This window comes from Sulfuricurvum sp. (genome assembly GCF_049587615.1).
Taxonomy (GTDB): domain Bacteria; phylum Campylobacterota; class Campylobacteria; order Campylobacterales; family Sulfurimonadaceae; genus Sulfuricurvum.
Genome location: NZ_JBAVEF010000011.1, coordinates 1 through 19562, shown reverse-complemented (window position 1 = coordinate 19562; position 19562 = coordinate 1). Strand labels below are relative to the sequence as shown.

Annotated in this window: 19 protein-coding genes and 1 rRNA gene; 11 read left to right on the top strand and 9 right to left on the bottom strand. The window is 45.8% G+C overall.

What is annotated here, in order from left to right; translation table 11 throughout:
* Nucleotides 1–74 precede the first annotated feature (74 nt).
* From WB308_RS00530 to acsA, 5 genes are read right to left on the bottom strand one after another with little or no spacing between them, the layout of a single operon-like run.
* The gene (locus WB308_RS00530; RefSeq protein ID WP_424187916.1) at nucleotides 75–323 is read right to left on the bottom strand and encodes an acyl carrier protein; all 249 of its coding nucleotides are present in this window, start codon (nucleotides 321–323) and stop codon (nucleotides 75–77) included.
* Nucleotides 320–1465, bottom strand: a complete 1146-nt coding sequence (locus WB308_RS00525; protein WP_424187914.1) for a dihydrolipoamide acetyltransferase family protein — start codon at nucleotides 1463–1465, stop codon at nucleotides 320–322. Before WB308_RS00525 ends, WB308_RS00530 begins: the two co-directional genes overlap by 4 nt.
* Entirely contained in the window at nucleotides 1462–2445 is a 984-nt protein-coding gene (locus tag WB308_RS00520) for an alpha-ketoacid dehydrogenase subunit beta (RefSeq protein ID WP_424187912.1), read from the bottom strand. The genes WB308_RS00525 and WB308_RS00520 overlap by 4 nt, the downstream gene beginning before the upstream one ends.
* Nucleotides 2442–3398: a pyruvate dehydrogenase (acetyl-transferring) E1 component subunit alpha gene (gene pdhA / locus WB308_RS00515; RefSeq protein WP_424187909.1), complete on the bottom strand. Its 957-nt coding sequence runs from the start codon at nucleotides 3396–3398 to the stop codon at nucleotides 2442–2444. Before pdhA ends, WB308_RS00520 begins: the two co-directional genes overlap by 4 nt.
* A gap of 11 nt (nucleotides 3399–3409) precedes the next feature.
* Nucleotides 3410–5164: an acetate--CoA ligase gene (acsA, locus tag WB308_RS00510; RefSeq protein ID WP_424187907.1), complete on the bottom strand. Its 1755-nt coding sequence runs from the start codon at nucleotides 5162–5164 to the stop codon at nucleotides 3410–3412.
* A gap of 185 nt (nucleotides 5165–5349) precedes the next feature.
* On the opposite strand from acsA, the gene WB308_RS00505 reads away from it, so the two are divergent.
* The 3 genes from WB308_RS00505 to lpdA are packed head-to-tail and all read left to right on the top strand — an operon-like array spanning nucleotide 5350 to nucleotide 8322.
* A complete protein-coding gene (locus WB308_RS00505; protein WP_424187905.1) occupies nucleotides 5350–6138 on the top strand; it encodes a lipoate--protein ligase family protein in 789 nt (262 codons plus the stop codon).
* Nucleotides 6122–6979, top strand: coding sequence for a lipoyl synthase (lipA, locus tag WB308_RS00500; RefSeq protein ID WP_424187903.1), 858 nt, complete (start codon nucleotides 6122–6124; stop codon nucleotides 6977–6979). Before WB308_RS00505 ends, lipA begins: the two co-directional genes overlap by 17 nt.
* A complete protein-coding gene (gene lpdA / locus WB308_RS00495; protein ID WP_424187901.1) occupies nucleotides 6976–8322 on the top strand; it encodes a dihydrolipoyl dehydrogenase in 1347 nt (448 codons plus the stop codon). The genes lipA and lpdA overlap by 4 nt, the downstream gene beginning before the upstream one ends.
* A 46-nt stretch (nucleotides 8323–8368) precedes the next feature.
* Here the strand turns inward: lpdA and WB308_RS00490 are convergent, their stop codons facing one another.
* The gene (locus tag WB308_RS00490; RefSeq protein WP_424187899.1) at nucleotides 8369–8791 is read right to left on the bottom strand and encodes a host attachment protein; all 423 of its coding nucleotides are present in this window, start codon (nucleotides 8789–8791) and stop codon (nucleotides 8369–8371) included.
* A gap of 177 nt (nucleotides 8792–8968) precedes the next feature.
* On the opposite strand from WB308_RS00490, the gene WB308_RS00485 reads away from it, so the two are divergent.
* The 6 genes from WB308_RS00485 to WB308_RS00460 all read left to right on the top strand — a co-directional run bounded on the left by WB308_RS00485 (nucleotide 8969) and on the right by WB308_RS00460 (nucleotide 13763).
* Nucleotides 8969–9574 carry a class I SAM-dependent DNA methyltransferase gene (locus tag WB308_RS00485; protein WP_424187897.1) on the top strand — a complete coding sequence of 202 codons (606 nt, stop codon included), beginning with the start codon at nucleotides 8969–8971 and terminating at the stop codon, nucleotides 9572–9574.
* 206 nt (nucleotides 9575–9780) lie between these two features.
* The gene (locus tag WB308_RS00480) at nucleotides 9781–11475 is read left to right on the top strand and encodes an acetolactate synthase large subunit (protein WP_424187895.1); all 1695 of its coding nucleotides are present in this window, start codon (nucleotides 9781–9783) and stop codon (nucleotides 11473–11475) included.
* On the top strand, nucleotides 11475–11945 hold the full coding sequence (gene ilvN / locus WB308_RS00475; protein WP_424187893.1) for an acetolactate synthase small subunit: 471 nt from the start codon (nucleotides 11475–11477) through the stop codon (nucleotides 11943–11945). The genes WB308_RS00480 and ilvN overlap by 1 nt, the downstream gene beginning before the upstream one ends.
* Before the next feature lie 6 nt (nucleotides 11946–11951).
* Nucleotides 11952–12899, top strand: a complete 948-nt coding sequence (lpxD, locus tag WB308_RS00470) for a UDP-3-O-(3-hydroxymyristoyl)glucosamine N-acyltransferase (protein WP_424187891.1) — start codon at nucleotides 11952–11954, stop codon at nucleotides 12897–12899.
* Nucleotides 12900–12916: 17 nt separating this feature from the next.
* The gene (locus WB308_RS00465; protein WP_424187889.1) at nucleotides 12917–13462 is read left to right on the top strand and encodes a hypothetical protein; all 546 of its coding nucleotides are present in this window, start codon (nucleotides 12917–12919) and stop codon (nucleotides 13460–13462) included.
* Nucleotides 13463–13535: 73 nt separating this feature from the next.
* The gene (locus WB308_RS00460; protein ID WP_424187887.1) at nucleotides 13536–13763 is read left to right on the top strand and encodes a hypothetical protein; all 228 of its coding nucleotides are present in this window, start codon (nucleotides 13536–13538) and stop codon (nucleotides 13761–13763) included.
* A gap of 175 nt (nucleotides 13764–13938) precedes the next feature.
* On the opposite strand, the gene WB308_RS00455 is transcribed toward WB308_RS00460, so the two are convergent.
* Together WB308_RS00455 and WB308_RS00450 are read right to left on the bottom strand one after the other, a co-directional pair.
* The gene (locus WB308_RS00455) at nucleotides 13939–15108 is read right to left on the bottom strand and encodes a pyridoxal phosphate-dependent aminotransferase (RefSeq protein ID WP_424187885.1); all 1170 of its coding nucleotides are present in this window, start codon (nucleotides 15106–15108) and stop codon (nucleotides 13939–13941) included.
* Nucleotides 15109–15168: 60 nt separating this feature from the next.
* The gene (locus WB308_RS00450) at nucleotides 15169–16098 is read right to left on the bottom strand and encodes a diguanylate cyclase (RefSeq protein ID WP_424187883.1); all 930 of its coding nucleotides are present in this window, start codon (nucleotides 16096–16098) and stop codon (nucleotides 15169–15171) included.
* A gap of 90 nt (nucleotides 16099–16188) precedes the next feature.
* On the opposite strand from WB308_RS00450, the gene WB308_RS00445 reads away from it, so the two are divergent.
* Nucleotides 16189–16920 (top strand): hypothetical protein, encoded by a 732-nt coding sequence (locus tag WB308_RS00445; protein ID WP_424187881.1) that lies wholly within the window; start codon nucleotides 16189–16191, stop codon nucleotides 16918–16920.
* Nucleotides 16921–16924: 4 nt separating this feature from the next.
* Here WB308_RS00445 and recQ read toward each other — a convergent pair whose 3' ends face one another.
* The gene (gene recQ / locus WB308_RS00440; RefSeq protein WP_424187879.1) at nucleotides 16925–18724 is read right to left on the bottom strand and encodes a DNA helicase RecQ; all 1800 of its coding nucleotides are present in this window, start codon (nucleotides 18722–18724) and stop codon (nucleotides 16925–16927) included.
* Nucleotides 18725–19162: 438 nt separating this feature from the next.
* Here recQ and WB308_RS00435 point away from each other — a divergent pair.
* Nucleotides 19163–19562, top strand: a 16S ribosomal RNA gene (locus WB308_RS00435); the annotation flags it as partial.

Sequence of the window (19562 nt, the reverse complement as noted above, 5' to 3'; positions counted from 1 at the left end):
TTTTATTTAACGCCTATAATTTTAAAAACACAGAAATTAATTATTATCAAGAGATTCTTAGGGTAAGCGATTACTCAGGGTTTTATCCGCTGTGCAAAATAATCCGCCATATGCTCCAGCGTATCGACTGCAGTATAATCAGATTCGGGAACTTCGACCCCCAGCACCTCATTCAACGCGGTTAGTATCTTCAAAAAATCGAAGGAGTCGATCTCCAAGGATCGCTGAATATTTTTATCAGGGATGATATCGGCTTTATCAATCTCCGGAGCTATTTCGAGGATCTGCTCGATAATAGCGGTTTTGATCTGTTCATGGGTCATAGTAACTCCTCCGGGTGCTGTAATAGATCGTTTAATTTTTCCAAAAACTTTGCTCCGGTACGTCCGTCGGTTGCCCGGTGGTCACCTGAGAGTGTTGCCTTCATCACTTTACGTACACACAGAGCGTCACCTTCGGCCCACGGGGCATCAATGATCCGTCCAAATCCCACCAAAGCGACCTGAGGGGGATAGATAACACCATAGACACTCTCGACCCCAAGATCGCCGAGGTTAGTGATGGTGATGGTCTGCCGAGTAATCTCGGTGTTACGCAGTTTTCCCGCACGGGTACGGGTGATGAGATCGTCCAGTGAACGCATCGTTTGATCCAGATTCATCGTTTCGGCATTCAGGAGTGCAGGGGTAATTAGCCCCTCGTGACGTAATGCGATGGCGATACCGGGGTTGATTTCGGTTTTAAGGTGAGAGGTGTCATCTTCCCAAAAGCCATTAAGCTCGGGGACACTTTTAAGAGAAAGGACGACGGCACGAATCAGCAATGCGGCGGGGAGAATCCGCTCTTGGATATTCCGCTTTTTATTCTCTTCGTCGAGCCAGTGCAATGCGGGAGTCATGTTGATGGAGGTACCCAGATAATAGTGGGGTATCTCGGCATTGGAACGGCTCATCGCATGGGCAATGGCCTGACGCATACCGCTCGTCTCGCTTTTTGGCTCAGTGGGGGCGGACGATTCGACCTGCGAAAGATGGACTACATCTTCGGCTGTGGCGAGGGTAAAGAGATCAATCCCCATCTCTTTGGCACGCCGTCGCGCGGCTGGGGATGCTTTGACCCGTTTTTCTTCGGAAGATTCCGGTGCTTTGTCGATCGGAAGATTAACGGGTGCTATTGCTGCAACAGGTTCAGGGGAGCTTTTCGCCGGTACCTTTGCAGGAATTACGTCCCCTTCGGTACGGATAATGGCAAGGGGAGCCCCGACACCACACTCAGTCTCCTCTTCAACCAAAAGCTTCTCCACGATTCCGTCCTCGAACACTTCGATCTCGATCACCCCTTTGCTTGTCTCCACTTCGGCGATGACATCCCCTTTGGCGACACTATCCCCCTCTTTGACTTTCCACTCCATTAATACGGCCGATTCCATATCGGCGCCCAGACTCGGCATTACAAAGGTACTCATAACTCCTCCATCAGTTTTCTCGCCATTGCCACGATGGTTTCAACTCTCGGCAATGCGGCATCTTCAAGATGTTTAGCATAAGGGAAGGGGACTTCGGCAGAGCAAACCCGGCCCATAGGGGCATCGAGTTCGAAAAAAGCCTGTTCGTTGATACGGGCCATAATCTCGGCTGAGATACTTCCCGATTTCCACCCCTCATCAACGATCATTACCCTATGGGTTTTACGTACGGCGGCCATAATAGCCTCATCGTCCAGAGGGCGCAGGGAACGCAGATCGATCACTTCGGCATCGATCCCTTCGGAGGCGAGAATTTCCGCCGCTTCAAGTGCTTTAAAAACACTGATGCCGTAGGTGAGGATAGTGAGGTCTTTTCCCTCACGGTGTAGTTTAGCTTTGCCGATAGCCAGCGGAGGCAAAGCCGTATCCAATGAACCTTTGGTGTTATACAGGAGGGAATTTTCAAAGATTAAAACGGGATCGGGGTCAGCCAAGGCCAGATGGACCATATCATAAGCATCCTGTACGGTGGCGGGGGTGAGAACTTTGAGCCCGGGGATATGGGCGAACCACCCTTCCAGAGAGTGCGAATGCTGGGCAGCAAGCTGCTTACCCCCGCCGGTCGCCATACGGATGACCAGAGGGACGCTAAACTGCCCCCCCGACATGTGGAGCAACGTCGCGGCGTTATTCATGATCTGATCGAGTGCGAGGAGGCTGAAATTGACCGTCATAATTTCGACGATGGGTCGCATCCCGTTCAACGCCGCACCGATTCCCGCACCGGTAAACGCCGATTCACTGAGCGGCGTATCGATGATCCGCTCGCTCCCGAACTGCTCCAGCATCCCCATACTGACAGCAAAACTCCCACCATAGCGTCCGACGTCCTCTCCCATTAAAAAGACCCGTTCATCTTTCTCCATCGCTTCACGTAAGGCCTGTCGTACGGCTTCCCGGTAGGTAAGGATTGTACTCATTGTACCGCCTCCTGAGTATAAACGAATTTTTCGAGATCCTCTATCGGCTCCCACGTTCCGTTCTCGGCAAAGGTCACCGCTTCGTCGACAATTCGGGCAACTTCATCTTCATATTTGTTGATATTAATATCGGGATATTTTTGGAGAAGGAGTAGCAGGGGATCTTTTTTCTTCCATTCCTCTACTTCTGATTTTGATCGATAAAGCTCGGCATCGAACATCGAATGGGCGCGGAAACGGTAGGTGAGACATTCGAGAAATACGGGCCCATTTCCGGCGCGAATTTTCTTTATGGCTGTTTCTGCCGCTTCTGCCACCGCTTCGACATCCATACCGTCGACTTGATGCGATTCGATTCGGTAGGATGATCCCTTTTTGGCAAGATTGGTTTCAGAGTGGGAAAATTCGATCGCCGTCCCCATTGCATACTTATTGTTTTCACACACGAAAAGGATTGGCAGGTGCCACAGAGCGGCAAGATTGAGCGATTCGTGAAATTCCCCCTCGGCTGCGGCTCCGTCACCGAAAAAACAGACGGTGACACGGTTGCGCTTCATCATCTTATCGGCCAATGCCATCCCCCCTGCTACGGGAAGAGCACCGGCGACGATAGCACTTCCGCCGTAAAAACGGGTTGCCGCATCGAATAGATGCATCGATCCCCCCCGTCCGCGCGAACACCCCTCCATCTTGCCGAACATCTCGGCCATGATTCGATTCGGGTCGATTCCACGTGCGAGAGCCTGACCGTGCTCTCGATAGGTGGCGAGGACGGCATCCTCCAGGGAGAGTGCGTTCATTACCCCGACTCCGACGGCCTCTTCGCCAATGTAGAGGTGCAGGAAACCCCGTATTTTTTCACGGCTGTAGAGTTCAACGCACTTTTCTTCAAAACGTCTGATCAACAGCATGTCGCGGTAGAATTGATTCGCTTTTTCGGTCTCTGTTTTCATGCTCATCCCCTTTACTCTTCCAAGGTAGAGGTGTCACCCTCGGGCAGTCCCATCTCCCGTGCTTTGAGGAGGCGACGCATGATTTTTCCGCTGCGGGTTTTTGGGAGGTTTTGTTGAAATTCGATCTCTTTGGGCGCAACTGCGCTCCCCAGCCTTTTGCGTCCGAAACCGATCAATTCACGTCGCAGCTCTTCGGTGGGTTCGAATCCCACTTTGAGAGAGACGAAGGCTTTCACCAGCTGGCCGATAAGGGGATCGGGTTTACCGATTACCCCCGCTTCGGCGACTGCAGGGTGTTCCATCAACGTGCTTTCGACTTCAAAAGGTCCTACCATGTGCCCGGAGGTTTTGATGATATCATCAGAACGCCCGATGAACCAGAAATATCCATCTTCATCCTTGTAGGCCAAGTCGCCTGAGAGATACCATCCTCCGACAAAGGATTTGGTGTAGCGTACCTCATCATGCAGATAGCCGCGAAACATCGACGGCCAGCCGGGGCGCAGAGCAAGTTCTCCCTCTTTTCCGGGTTCGCTCACCTCGGTAACGGTACCGTCCTCGTTTGTATGGAGAATAGCGGCCTCAACACCCGGAAGAGGGCGCCCCATTGATCCGGGACGGATCGGCTGGGAGATTAGATTGGCAATCATAATACCACCTGTTTCGGTCTGCCACCAGTTGTCGTGGATGGGGAGTCTCAGTTTTTCTACCCCCCAGATCACCGCTTCGGGATTGAGGGGCTCGCCGACGCTTTGGATCAGCCGCAGGGAGGAGAGATCGTACTCTTCCCGCGGATTCGTATCGAGCCGCATTAATCTCCGTATCGCTGTCGGAGCCGTATACCAGACGCTGATTTTTTCTTCTTGCAATATGCGGTACCACCGTGCGGCGTCAAATTCGGCTTCATCGATAATATTGGTAATGCCATGCAGCCATGGGGTGATGATCCCATACGACGTTCCGGTAACCCAGCCGGGATCGGCGGTGCACCAGTAGATATCTTCCGGATGAAAATCGAGAACATAGTGACCGCTTGCCCAATGATGGTAAATCGCTTTGTGAACATGCACCACCCCTTTGGGCATTCCGGTAGTACCGCTTGTAAAGTGGAGGATCGACATCTCTTCGGGGTCGGTGGGGGGAATGTCAAAGTGATCGGAAGCTGTTTCCATCAGTCGTTTGAATGAGCGTATTTGAACGCTTTCGTCTTCCTCCGCATCAATCAACAATACGTAGCGAAGTTGAGGCAATTGTCCTAGAAGAGGGCGAACTTTTTTTTCAAAAAGGAAGGTGGTGGTTAATAACGCTGTGGCATCCCCCCGCTGCAGTCGCTGCAATATCGGTTCGGGGCCAAATTGGGAAAATAGAGGGCAGAGGACGCTGCGATTTTTGAGAATCCCCATAGCGGCAGTGTAGAGTTCAGGGAGGCGTGTCGAAAGGGTAAAAACCCGTTCTCCTTTGGAAATCCCAAGAGATTGGAGGATATTGGCAAATTTGGCACTCAGTCTTTTCATTTCGAGAAAAGTATAAGTGCGCCGTTCTCCGTTCTCACCCAACCATATCATAGCGGTTTTGTCGGCGAGCACTCCATTGGCGTGGCGGTCGATTGCTTCATGGGCGATATTCAGCCCCCCTGAGGGCAAGCCGTCAAAATGACGAGAAATATCTCCCCATTTGAAAGAGGCGTATTCCTGAGTATATTCCTTCAGATTCGGCGTAACCGCAAAACTTTCTCTCTTTTTTTCAATCTGCTGTTCTTTCATCATCTGTCCTCTGTTTCTGCCTCATATGCCTATACTTTGTTAGGTTTTTCGCTTCGCTATATGTGAAATCGAAGGGATTGCATCCCTTCGTTCTTTACAATACGTTTCTCAGGATCATTCGATAACGATTAATCATAAGATAAAGTATATTTTAGTTTCCTTATGAAACAATTGTCGCAGAGGTGACTATGAAACAATCGAAGAGATGGCGATGCATAGAATCGGGGATCAATGCGCCGGAATGGAATATGGCCGTAGATGAAGCATTGTTAATGAGTTTTAGAGAGGGAGATTTGCCGATTTTGCGCCTCTATGGCTGGGAGAGATCGTTGAGTGCGGGACGATTCTCAAAGATTCACAGTCGTGTGAATCTGGAAAAACTTAAAGAATGTAGGATTTCATGTGTACGCAGAATAAGCGGCGGAGGAATTTTAGTCCATGGAGGCGATCTCTCCTATGCGCTGATACTTCCGCGTGAGTCTCTTCGAAGCCATGGGGTTAAAGAGAGTTACCGTATACTATGCGCTTTTTTGATCCGATTATATGAGAAACTTGGTTTTAAAGCTGATTTTGCCTGCGATTCTAATGTTGCGACCGCCCATTCCGATATCTGTCTGGCTGCCAATGAAGCCTATGACATTATGATAGAGGGACGCAAAAGCGGTGGAAATGCTCAGCGCTACTTCCGGAAGGTTTTGTTTCAGCACGGGAGCATACCGATTACTCTGGAGTCAGAAACATGGGATCCGATTTTTTTGGAAGATTCCGGGGTAGAGGAGGCGGCAACCCTTGAACGGTTGGGGAGGAACGTCAGCTATGAAGAGCTTTCCGAATCTTTGAAAGAGGCCTTTTGCGAAACCTTTGCAGTGACGCTGACGATAGATGCCCTGACTCCTTTGGAAGAAGAGCGGGCAAAAGTACTTTTGGCGGATAAATATACTCAGGATAGGTGGAATTTTGATGGAAAAAGCGTTTAATCCAAAACCCGAATGGCTGCGTAAAAAGTTCACTCTCAGCGCACTGGCAGAGGTTGCGTCGCTATTGAAAGATGAAAATGTCCACACGGTATGTCAGGAAGCGGTCTGCCCGAATATAGGAGAATGTTTTCAGCAGAAGATTGCCACGTTTATGATTCTTGGAACCGAGTGTACAAGGTCGTGCAGTTTTTGCGCCGTTTCCAAAGGGAGACCGATGGCTCCGGATGCGAATGAACCTCGCAGTGTAGCTCAAGCGGTCCAGAAACTAGGGATCAGGCATGCCGTTATTACAAGTGTCACCCGTGACGACCTCGCAGATGGGGGCGCTTCTTATTTTTGTGAAACGGTCCGTGCGATCAAATCTGTGGACAGATCGATCATTATCGAACTCTTAATTCCGGATGTGAGAGAAAATGACACGGCTCTTGAACAGATTGCTATGAGCGGAGCGGAGATTATCGGACACAATGTGGAAACGGTACCGCGTCTTTACCATGTGCGCCGGGGGGCAGAATATCATCGTTCATTGCGTGTTTTACAGAAACTATCAACCTATAATCCCATATGCGCCACCAAAAGCAGTATTATGTTGGGATTGGGCGAGAACAATGATGAGGTGCTTGAAGTCATGCAAGATCTTTTGGAAGCCGGCTGCCGCCTTTTAAGTATCGGGCAGTACCTTTCCCCCTCACAGCACCATGCACCCGTAGTAGAATATGTGGAACCGGAGAGGTTTGAGTATTTTCGCAATGTCGGGATGGAGATGGGATTTCGGTATATTAAAAGTTCCCCTTACACCCGCAGCAGCTATATGGCACATGAATATTGGGAGAGAACATGAGAGAATTTGATGCGGTGGTGATCGGTGCAGGTCCAGGAGGGTATGAGGCGGCGTTGCAATTGGCACTAGGGGGGATCAAAACTTTATTGATCGACCGCAGCAAAGAGCATATAGGAGGGGTATGCTTGAATGAGGGGTGTATTCCTGCAAAAGCTTATCTCCAAAGTGCCGACTATCTCTCGAAAGCTTCTTATTTTAAGGAGTGCGGTATAGAGATGGAGATCAAGGGAGCGGATATTCGGAAGATGAAGGAAAAAACGAGGCTTTTGAAAAATGAACTTCGTTCGGGTGTTGTATGGCAGCTGGAGCAAGCTGGGGTGGAGATGATGTACGGGTCTGCATCATTTGTCGATTCCTATACAATCGAGGTTTCAGGTGAAAGGATCGGTTTTCAGAAATGCATTATTGCAACTGGGGGTAAGGTGCGGGAAACGGCTCTCCTTCCGCTTGACGGCAAGCGCATCCTTTCCAGCGGTGATATCTTTGAGCAAGAAAGTTTGCCTTCATCCATCGCCATTGTCGGGGGAGGGGCCATCGGGTGTGAGTTTGCGACCTTCTTCCGGGCTCTCGGTGTGGAGGTGACACTAATCGTACGCGGTTCTCAGCTCCTTTCAGGGGAGGATGAAGATATTGCCAAGGCGCTGTTGCGGGCGTTTAAAAAGTCCGGTATTCGTGTGCTGACCTCAACTGCAGTTCAAAAAGCCGAAGTCTGCGATAATGGAGTGGAATTGTCTCTTAAAAGTGCGGATCAAGAGCGCATCCGGTACGAATGGGTTCTTGTTGCCATCGGGCGTGATCCGAATACGGAGGGGTTGAATCTTGAAAATGCGGGGATAAAACAAAATGAAAAAGGCTTCATAGAGGTCAATGGAGCGTTTCAAACAATCCAAAAGCATATCTTCAGTGTAGGTGATTGCATTAATACGCCGGCATATGCCCATACGGCTTACGCCGAAGCTAGAATTGCTGCTTGCAATATTATCAGCGGCGGAATGGATGGCAATGCCCATATTTCTCCCTCGGCCGTTTTTTCAAATCCTCCGATTGCCAGTTGCGGATTACGTGAGAGAGAAGCCAAAGAGCAGGGACGCGAGATAGAGGTTAAAAAAGCTTTTTTTAAAGTTAATTCAAAGGCAAAAATTCTCGGAGATGATTCGGGGTTTGTCAAAATAATTGTGGATTCTAAAGACAGTGTAATCGTAGGTGCTTCCATCATAGGGGTAGAATCGACAGAAATTATCCATGAACTAGTACTTGCAGTTGAGAAGAAACACACCTATCATCAGATGAAAGAGATGATCCATATCCATCCGAGTGTATCGGAAATTTTGAAATACATATAGTTCTCGGAAGAGCAATCTTCTCCGAAAACTATCATGTTGATTTGGATTAAAAATGGGAGAGGATATCTTCTACCGGACATTTAACGAGATCGGCAGCCACGTTTTTAGCTAAAGCTTTTTGAGCGGTTTCGGAGAGCGCCGTAGTCAATTCATTATGGTGTTTCGCCGGGAAAGCGAGATAACACGATCCCTCTTCAGCATTTGCAAGAAGCGCAGAGATATCATCGGCAATACTTTTAACCAAACGTTGTTCCGTTTCATGCTCAAGCCCATGATCTTCTCCGCTTGCATGATTAAACCGACCACGGTCGTCACTGAGCGTCTCGCCGGTGCTTTTTCGACCTGCAATATAATCGGCATCGTTTAAAAGATCCAAGTGATAACGATTTGTCTCGCTGATCAATTGCACTTTATAAGCTTTCAGTTCACCCATATCTGCAAGAATTATAAGTTTCCCATTGTGTTCCATTTGATTCTCCTTGTTTCATCAAGCTGTAAACTTTTGATTCAAAATAATATTACTCCTAGAAGCTTAAAGAAAAGATTATGGCGTTCATATTTAGAAGTGAATTATTCTATAATACCAAAAGGATTAAAAAAAACAGTTTTGCGATTATGATTATAAAGATAAGAGAGAAGATGAACAATGAGTGAACGTTTTAACCAAGCTGCTGCGGACTGGGATAAAGGGGACATGCGTCAAAATATTGCGCATGCCGTATTTCAAACCATTACAAGTCGCGTGGCTTTATTGGATAGTATGAATATACTGGATTTTGGGGCGGGGACAGGATTGCTCAGTTTCAAAATTGCCCCTCTGGTCAAATCGGTAGTTGGAATCGATCTTTCTGAAAAAATGTTAGAACAGTTAGAAGCTAAAAATAGTATCCATTTACAGGTAAAACCGATGTGTCGGGATATAGTGACGCAGCCTCTTGACGAAAAGTTTCACGGAATTGTCAGTTCCATGGCGATGCACCATGTAGAAGATACGGCCGCTTTATTCAAAACTTTTTACCATCATCTCAAGCGGGACGGATTTATCGCCATCGCCGATCTCGAAGCGGAAGATGGAAGCTTTCATACTCACGGTAACGAAGGGGTACACCATTTTGGATTTGAGCGCAATGGTTTGCGTGAAAGAATCGAACAAGCGGGATTTGAGCATGTCCGTTTTCATCATGCCTATACGGTCGCAAAAGAGAGCGGGGTATACCCTATATTTGTTGTAACCGCCAGCAAAAAAAGGTAATGGTTCTGCAGAAGTGGCTTCTTTGGGTTCTTTTAACGTAATTTATAGCTATTTTCTTTTATAATTCCCTAATTTTTTTCGATTATATTGCCATATTATTTTAGTCTGCTTTATAGAGAGGCAAGCTTTAGGGCGTTAGCGGCAAGCACAGTTCCAGGGATTTGATTTCTTGGGCGTATTAAATTAAACAGTAAAAAGGAGACGACATGCAAATCAGCGGTGCACAGATGGTTATCGAAGCACTTATCGCCGAGGAAGTCGAAGTCGTATTCGGCTACCCCGGCGGGGCGATCATGAACGTCTATGATGAGATTTACAAACAACGTTCATTTCAACATATTTTGACCCGTCATGAACAAGCGGCGGTACACGCGGCGGAAGGGTATGCAAAAGCAACCGGTAAAGTTGGGGTGGCCATGATTACTTCAGGCCCGGGATTCACTAACGGTGTGACGGGATTGGCCGATGCGTATATGGATTCGATTCCTCTCGTCGTGATCAGTGGACAGGTACCGATGTCACTCATCGGTACCGATGCGTTTCAGGAAATTGATGCTGTCGGTATCAGTCGATCGTGTACCAAGCACAACTATCTGGTTACCGATGCGGCCGATCTTCCTCGTATCCTAAAAGAGGCATTTTACATTGCACGTACCGGACGTCCGGGTCCCGTACATGTTGATATCCCTAAAGACGTGACAGCCCAAATCGCTAAGTTTGATTATTCCAAAGAGGTTGAAATCGAAACGTATAAACCGACGACGAAAGGGAATACCCGTCAGATCAAAAAAGCGATCGAGGCGATTGCGAATGCCAAACGTCCCCTTTTGTACCTTGGAGGCGGAATTATCAATGCCAATGCGGCAGAATTAGTTCGCGAATTTTCTAAAATGACCCAAATCCCTGCGGTTGAAACCTTTATGGCACGCGGAACGCTCCGTTTTGATGACCCGTTGCTGATCTCGATGCTGGGGATGCACGGCTCCTATGCGGCCAATATGGCGATGAGCGAGACCGATCTCGTTATCGGTTTGGGGGCACGTTTTGATGACCGTGTTACCGGAAAGCTCTCTGAATTTGCTAAAAATGCGCAGATTATTCATGTTGATATCGATCCGGCAAGTATCTCAAAGCTCGTTAATGCTCATTTTCCGATTGTAGGAGATGTCAAAAACGTTTTAGAGCAGATGATCCCCTTAGCCAAAGAGCAGGTTGATCCCGTTCGATATGAATCATGGCATAAAACGATTGCCAATTTCAACAAACTCCATCCTCTTTCCTATAAAGAAGAGGGAGACCGTATCAAACCTCAATGGGTTGTTGAGCGTATTGGACAGCTTTTGGGGGATGGTGCCAATATCTCTACCGACGTAGGGCAGCACCAGATGTGGACGGCGCAGTTTTATCCCTTTACCCGTCCGCGTCAGTGGGTCAGTTCGGGCGGCCTTGGGACCATGGGATTTGGATTCCCTGCAGCTCTAGGTGTTAAACGTGCTGATATGGAACGTGTCAGTATCAATATTACGGGTGATGGATCGATATTGATGAACATTCAAGAACTGATGACGGCGGTTGAATACAAGCTTCCGGTTATCAATGTCATTTTGAATAACAACTTTTTAGGGATGGTTCGTCAGTGGCAGACTCTATTTTATGATAAACGCCATTCCTCAACGGATCTATCGATGCAGCCTGATTTCGTAAAACTTGCAGAAGCGTTTGGCGGAGTAGGGTATCGTGTTACGACGAAAGAAGAATTTGATACTGCATTAAAAGATGCGGTTGAGAAAAATGTCGTAGCGATCATCGATGTAGCTGTTAACCGATTCGAAAACGTTCTGCCAATGGTTCCGGCAGGCGGATCGCTCTTTAATATGATGTTAGAGTACAAGGAGAAATAATGGAACAAGAACGTCGCGTTATCTCCGTTATTGTTATGAATGAAGCGAGCGTACTTTCTCGCATCGCAGGATTGTTTTCAGGCCGAGGATACAATATTGAATCACTGACCGTAGCCCCGATTCCCGATTCGAAATATTCTCGTATCACGATTGTAACCGCCGGGTCGGTTCGGGTAATCGAGCAAATCACCAAACAGCTTCACAAGTTGATTCCTGTATTGAAAGTGTATGAACATGCCGATTTGGTTGAAACCGAGATGGCATTGGTCAAGATTCCGATGTCAGAATCGTTGGGAGATATTGAAGCGCTGACCCATGCGTATAACGGACGGATTGTAAATGTCGGGAGTGATACGATGATTGCGATGATTGCTGATGAACCCTCACGAGTCAATCATTTTCTTGAGGCGATTAAACGATTCCATCCAAAAGAGATTGTCCGCAGCGGTTCTGCCGCGCTAGAAAGATAAGAACGTATGAAACTTTACGAAATAGCGGAATTGCTCGGATGCAAAGGGATTGAAAGTTCTATCGAAATTAGCGGAATGAACACCCTTAGTGATGCAAAAGAGGGAGAAATTTCGTTTCTCTCCGATTCGAAATACGAAAAAGAGATCTCTGATACACGGGCTTCTGTGGTTATTCTTCCTCCACCCAAAGTGCATCTTCTTCCTGAGGGGGTTATTGCTTTGGAATCGGATGATCCGTATATGAGTGTCGCTCTGTTGTCAAAACACTTTGCAAAGCCGATCCGCAGCAGTGAGATTTCTCCTGTAATAGGAGAAGGTACAACAGTTTATCCGACCGCATATATTGAAAACGGTGCTTCAATCGGCAGAAATTGTACAATTATGAGTGGTGTTTATATCGGTGCAGAGGCAGTTGTAGGCGATGGCGTCACTCTCTATCCAAACGTAACGGTTTATCGTGATTCTTTGATCGGCAATCGTGTCACGATCCATGCCGGAACAGTTATCGGAAGTGACGGATTCGGATACGCCCATACGAAGATGGGTGAACATATCAAGCTTTACCAAAACGGTAATGTTATTATCGAAGATGATGTCGAAATCGGTGCCAATACAACAATCGATTGTGCTGTGTTTGGTTCAACCCTTATTAAACAGGGGTCTAAGATCGATAATTTGGTACAAATCGGGCATAATTGTGTGGTCGGCGAACACTCAATTTTGGTCTCCCAAGTTGGTCTAGCGGGATCAACGACTTTGGGACGCAATGTCGTGATGGGAGGGCAAAGTGCTACAGCCGGACACCTCACAATCGCACCGTTTACGACCTTGGCTGCCCGTGCAGGTGTTACTAAAAGTATCGTTTCCAAAGGAATATACAGTGGATTTCCTTTGATGGAACATAAAATATGGCTGAAAATGCAGGCAAAACTGGCTAAAATAGTCGAATCTTAAGTTAAAGGGGCATAGGGATGAAAATCGCGATAGTAGGTTTGATGTTACTCGGCAGCGTACTGAGTGCCGAGGGAGAATCAACCGATATCCGAATGCCCGATATTGTCCTTGATGCCATTAAACATTGTGAATGTCTTAAAGAAAACGGTCAGTGTAATCCCCATGTTATCCGTATCAATGCAATTGAAGAAGCCCAGCGAGCTCAAGCAGCTGGTTTTGCGGTAAACGGTCACCTTATAAAATGTGGCTCAACCGAGCAATGCAGTACGCAAGCTCAAGCCCTTATTGATGGTGGAATTACCAATCTCGACCTCGGACCTTACCAAATCAACTACAAATATCATCCCAATCCTATGCTGCATGAATATTTTGAGGACACTTCTGCCAGAGAATATGCCAATAGTATCCTGACAAAACTTGTTAAAAGCTTTGGTTATTCATGGGAAACATTAGGGCGTTATCACCATTTTAGTGCAACAGACCGAACACGTAATGAACGTTATTATCGCAAAATGTATGCCTTTATTTATGGAAACAGTTCTAAAGCAGAAGGTTCTGAATAATTATCAATTTTTTAAGAATGCTTTAGCCAAAATCGGATAAACTCTTCTATATTATCAGTTAATAGGAGAGATTATGAGTCATGAAGTAACCATTGTCAAAGAGATCCCATTAGATGGAACGAAAAAAGGGGTTATATCGATCAGTAAGGTAGATGAGCCCTATGGTGATGGAAGTGACAGTGTCGCAAGCATTGGAATCTCATTGTCTGGAGACGCTAAAAATCCTGAATGGAAAGTGCATCTTCCGATGGGTAATATTGATGCGGTTGTAGAAGCATTAAAAAGCATTAAAAAGCATTAAAAAGCATTAAATAGTAGAGGGAGATTCTCGTCATACTCGAAGGGGATACTGCTATCGAGGTCCTCGGGCTCATGTGCCCTATAGGGTATGACCCGGGGATCCATCTTTATTAGAGATAGCTGGATTTACCCGAAGGGGGCACAATGCCCGCCTTCGCGGGAATGACACATTTGTTTTATGATTTTTTAGTAGCGACAAACGTAGCGATCCGTTTGATCCCTTCGCGAATACTTTCGATATCGGTTGCAAAACTGAAACGGAAATATCCCTCAGACCCAAATCCGACGCCAGGCACTACGGCAATCCCTTGTTCCTCGAGCAGCTCTTTACAAAATTGCATGGAATCGTTACTTACTGCTTTGATGTTCACAAACAGATAAAACGCACCTGCTGGAGAGAGAACAGAGAGGCCGTCGATTTCGTTAAAGAGTTTTACCGCTTCGTCACGGCGCGCTTTAAACTGGACACGCATTGCTTCGATATCCGCATCCGCTTCACCGTTGAGGCCTACGATTGCCGCTTTTTGGGTGATAGAGTTGATATTCGACGTACTTTGGCTTTGGAGCTTTTTGGTAGCTTGGATGATTTCGGTATTGGCAGCTGCCATGTATCCGAAACGCCATCCTGTCATTGCTACCGATTTAGAAAGACCGTTGATCGTGATAGTACGTTGGTACATATCCTCACTCACCGCAGCCGCAGAGGTAAATTCACCGTCGTAAATGAGTTTTTCGTACATCTCATCACTGGCTACGATGACATTTGTCCCCTCTAGCACTTTTCCAAGAGCGGTAAGCTCTTCACGTGAGTAGACTGCACCTGTCGGGTTTGACGGTGAAGTTAGGATAAGCATTTTTGTCTTAGGGGTCAATGCCGCCTTGAGCTGTTCAGGAGTAATTTTAAATCCGCTCTCATCATCGGTCATAATCTCTACGACACTTCCGCCGCAGTACATTACAAGCTCAGGATAGGTAACCCAATACGGAGCCGGGATGATCACTTCATCACCCGCTTGTATCGTACAGGCAAAGAGGTTGTAGAGGGAGTGTTTAGCACCGTTGTTACTGATGATTTGGTTCGGTTTATAATCCAATCCGTTGTCACGTTTGAGTTTAAGTGCGATAGCCGCTTTGAGTTCAGGGATACCGTCAACGGCGGTGTATTTGGTAAAACCGTCATTGATAGCCTTAATAGCGGCATCTTTGATTACTTGAGGGGTATCAAAATCAGGCTCACCTGCGGAGAAGCTGAGGATGTTTTTTCCTTGTGCTTTGAGTTCTTGCGCTAACGTAGAGATAGCAATGGTAATCGATTCGGAGAGTATATTGACGCGATCGGTTAACATGTGGTGTACCCTTATAAAAAATTTCGGAATTATAACATGGCTGGCTTTAAATTTTACATGTTAATCAAATACAACGGTTCTGTTTTTCCCTTTACTCTTGGCGGTGTACATCGCTTCATCGGCGCGCCCCATCAAATCATCATAGCTGTCGCCTGATCGATGGAGGGTAGCTCCGATACTTACGGTCACATTAATTGATTTACCTGAATAGATCAAATGACTGCTCTCGATTTTTGAGCGAATTTTATCCGCTACGGAAAATGCCTGATCTTTCTCGCATCGATTTAAGACCACGGTAAACTCTTCTCCGCCATAGCGATAAACTTTGTCTCCGCTGCGAATCACCGATTTGATGCTTTGTGCTAAAAAATAGAGTACTTTATCCCCGGCCAAATGGCCATGAACATCATTGAGGGATTTAAAATTATCGGCATCAATCATCATAATTACCATCGGAAGTGTTTTTGTCTGTCCTGCTTCAATGGCACTGTTTAAATCATCCACTAACCCTTTTCGGTTGCTGACTTTTGTTAAAGGGTCGGTGGTGAGTTGTGCTATGGCTTGTTGGAGCTCACTGCTGAGCTCTTCAATTTTGCTTTGGGATTTTTTTAACTCTTCTGACATATTTTTACCCAATTCGCTTAAGCCTTCAACAAAATTAGCACAGCGTTCAACGCCATCTTGGGTCGCTTTGGTAATGTAATTACTCTGCAATTCGGCAACATGGGAAATATCCGCATGGGTTTCGACGAAAGCGATAATAGCCCGGTGCGCGATATCAAGATAGTGTGTTAAATCGTCATGAGCTTCGTTGAGTACTTCATCTTCTTGTTGGGCTTTTACAAGTGCCGAGTCCGCTTGTTCAATAAAAATTTCATCAAAATATTTTTTGTAATGGCTGGGATAGGGTGCAATATGTAAGGCTCTGAGGGCACCGATGGCTTGATCATGAATCGAAAAAATTTTGTCATAGATCTTGGTGTCCTTCATGCGGCTTCCTCAAATAATTTTTGTGGATGGATTGTAGCATTTTCTTCTAAGTTGCGATAGATAAAATACGCGAATAAGAAGGAATCCTTTATGTCTACGGTTCAAAAAATCATTATTGATCAAAAATATTACGGTTCGATTGAGCTACCCGATACAGAAGCCGCACGCAGGGTGGTGGCAATTGTTAGCCGGGCGTACGCTGCACGCAAGCCAATTCGGATCAATCTTATATTTTCTCCCGGAAAACTTCGTGCTTTAGGTTATTATCAAACTGGGGGAGCGTGGCAGGAACTGCTTGATTTGGAACTCTATATCGAATTGGGAAGAATACTCCGTTTTAATACGGATGATGCCTGTAAACTCAAAAACAATATTGAATTGATTAATGATATGGCGCATAGTCATTTTAATATTGCAAAGCGTCTCTCATTGGTTAATAAATCGGTTAAAACCCCTTCTGAATCGGTGTACCTTTTTTGGGATATTGAAAACTTTTCCAATATTGCCCCGATTTTTAACGATTTGATTGATAAATACTCGATAGTGGATCATCACATCTACATTGCAGCCAACCCCGATTCGCTTTATCTTTTTAAAGACGAATGGGAAGCGAATCTCTATGATTATGGAAAAACCCTTAAATCGTTTAATTTTACGAAATGCGATCACGGAAAAAATGTTGCGGATGGAATATTGTTAGAGAATTTTAAACAGTTGCAACTCAAAAATGCCGATGTTTACGTCATGACATTTGATCGGGAGTTAAAAGAGCTGTTTCGAGATACAAGTGATCCGAGTATTAATCTTTATATGATGGCATAAGCACTTAACGTTTATTCAAAGTACGGCAGAGTTCTAAAAATTTCTCTCCGTATCGTTCAAACTTCACTTCTCCCACACCGCTGATACTGAGCATCTCTTCTTTATTGATGGGTAGTTTCTCTGCCATTTCAAAAAGTGTTTTATCTCCGAATACGATGTAGGCCGGTATTTTATTCTCTTTTGCAAGGATAGCACGCAACGCTTTAAACTCCTCGACAAATTTCGGAAGATGGAGATCATAGGTTTTGGCATTTACAGCCGCTTTTTTTGGTTTCAAACGAGTCTCTTTGATAAAAACGTTGTGTTTCCCTCTGAGTATATCCGCACCGATTGAGCTTATTTTTAGTGCTTTGTACTCATCAGGTTCAAGTGCTCCCAGTTCTATAAGCCTTTTGCTTAGGGTGCTCCAGATCGTTTTACTCATCTCTTTGCCGATTCCGAAAACACTGAGCTGATCGTGGCCGTTCATCCGTATTTTTTCTGTATCTTCTCCACAGAGCACTTCGGTAATGTAGAGAGCTCCGAAGCGTTCACCTGTTTTGTAAACGCAGGAGAGGAACTTTTGGGAAGGGACAGTAACATCAACTTTGTTAGCATCGGATTCTAGACAATTATCACATTGAGTACCGCAACGTTCAATGGTATCGCTAAAATAGGAGGCGATGAGCTTATGACGGCACTCTTCCGCATTTGCATAATCCATTGCCGATTTGAGTTTTTGGAGGATCATCTCTTTGTAGCCCAAATCAACATTTCCGTCGATCAGACGCTTTTTAGTGTAAAAATCACTTCCTGAATAAAAAAGTACCGCTTCGGACTCAACCCCATCACGTCCGGCACGACCGATTTCCTGATAATAGTTTTCGATAGTTTTTGGCAGTGAGGTGTGGATAACGAAACGGATATCCCCTTTGTCTATACCCATTCCGAAAGCGACGGTAGCGACAATGATCTGTGTTTCATCATTGAGGAAAGAGGTGTGTGTCTCATGGCGGCGTTCTGCGCTCATACCGGCATGGTACGCTAAACACTTCAACCCTTTTTTTGATAAAAAATCTGCTAGCTCTTCGGTCTCTTTTCGTGAAAAGGCATAAACGATGCCGCTTTCATTGGCGTGTCTTTTTAAAATACTGATAAGCTCTGTCCGCCATAAAGCGTCACGCTGATGGAGAGAAATCTTGATATTTTTACGCAACACCGGTGCGCGGAGGATCAAAGGATCTTTTAACCCCAGTTGAGAAAGGATATCTTCACGAACTTTAGGGGTAGCGGTAGCGGTAAAAGCTGCGATAGGAGTATGGGGAAAAGAAGCTCTTAACTCACCTAAACGTCGATAATCATCACGAAACTCATGTCCCCATTCACTGATACAGTGTGCTTCATCGATAACGAAAAAATTAATACGCATTGTTTTTAGTATTGAAATAAAGCGTTCATTTCCTAAACGTTCAGGTGCAATATACAAAAGCTTTAATTTTCCATGCTTGATTTTTTCATAAATTTTTTGTAGTACTTCGGCCGTTTGAGCCGAGGAGATCATATCCGCTTCTATACCTAATGCATTTAACGCGATAATTTGATCTTGCATGAGGGCAATCAGTGGTGAAACGACAACCGTTACCCCCTCCATTAATAGTGAGGGGAGCTGGTAGCATAATGATTTACCACCACCGGTAGGAAGTAACATCGCTAAATCACGCCCGCTTACTATGGCATCAACCGCTTCTTCTTGCATCGATCGAAAGTATGAGAATCCAAAAGTTTGCTTGAGGAGATGATATTTTTGAGAAGTGATGTCGGACAAATAAAACCTTTGAGGAGTAGCTGAATCAGAGTTTATAGTGAAAGAGGAGGGTTGTCAAGAGAAAAAGTAAAAACCCAATATATAATGAAAGTGATTTTATAGCTAAGGTCTAAACAAGATGTAACGATTTGAATCCATCGCAATTTTCTCTAAATTTCTTTCGAAAACCTCTTGACATCTTAGGTTATTTCCCCTATAATTCCCGTCCACAAACGATGAGACGCTTCGAAAGAAGGGTTAAGTTTGAGTTTGAGATCATTGAAAACTAAGTAGGTCAAACGGTTCGAGACTTTCTCGAAGACGTTGACCTTTATGTCAACACAATACAACAACCGTCTATTTACTTTGACTGTGAGAACAGTCACCAAAAAGTAAAATAGATAACAATTTATGAAGCCAATGATTTTAACATCTTGGGTCATAGGATTGGACAAACCAATTATGGAGAGTTTGATCCTGGCTCAGAGTGAACGCTGGCGGCGTGCCTAACACATGCAAGTCGAACGATGATAGAGAGCTTGCTCTCTTGATTAGTGGCGCACGGGTGAGTATACCATAGATAATGTACCTCTTAGTTCGGGATAGCCACTGGAAACGGTGATTAATACCGGATACTCCTTCTTACTCTAAGGTAAGTCGGGAAAGTTTTTTCGCTAAGAGATCAGTCTATGTCCTATCAGCTAGTTGGTGAGGTAATGGCTCACCAAGGCTATGACGGGTATCTGGTTTGAGAGGATGATCAGACACACTGGAACTGAGACACGGTCCAGACTCCTACGGGAGGCAGCAGTGAGGAATATTGCACAATGGAGGAAACTCTGATGCAGCAACGCCGCGT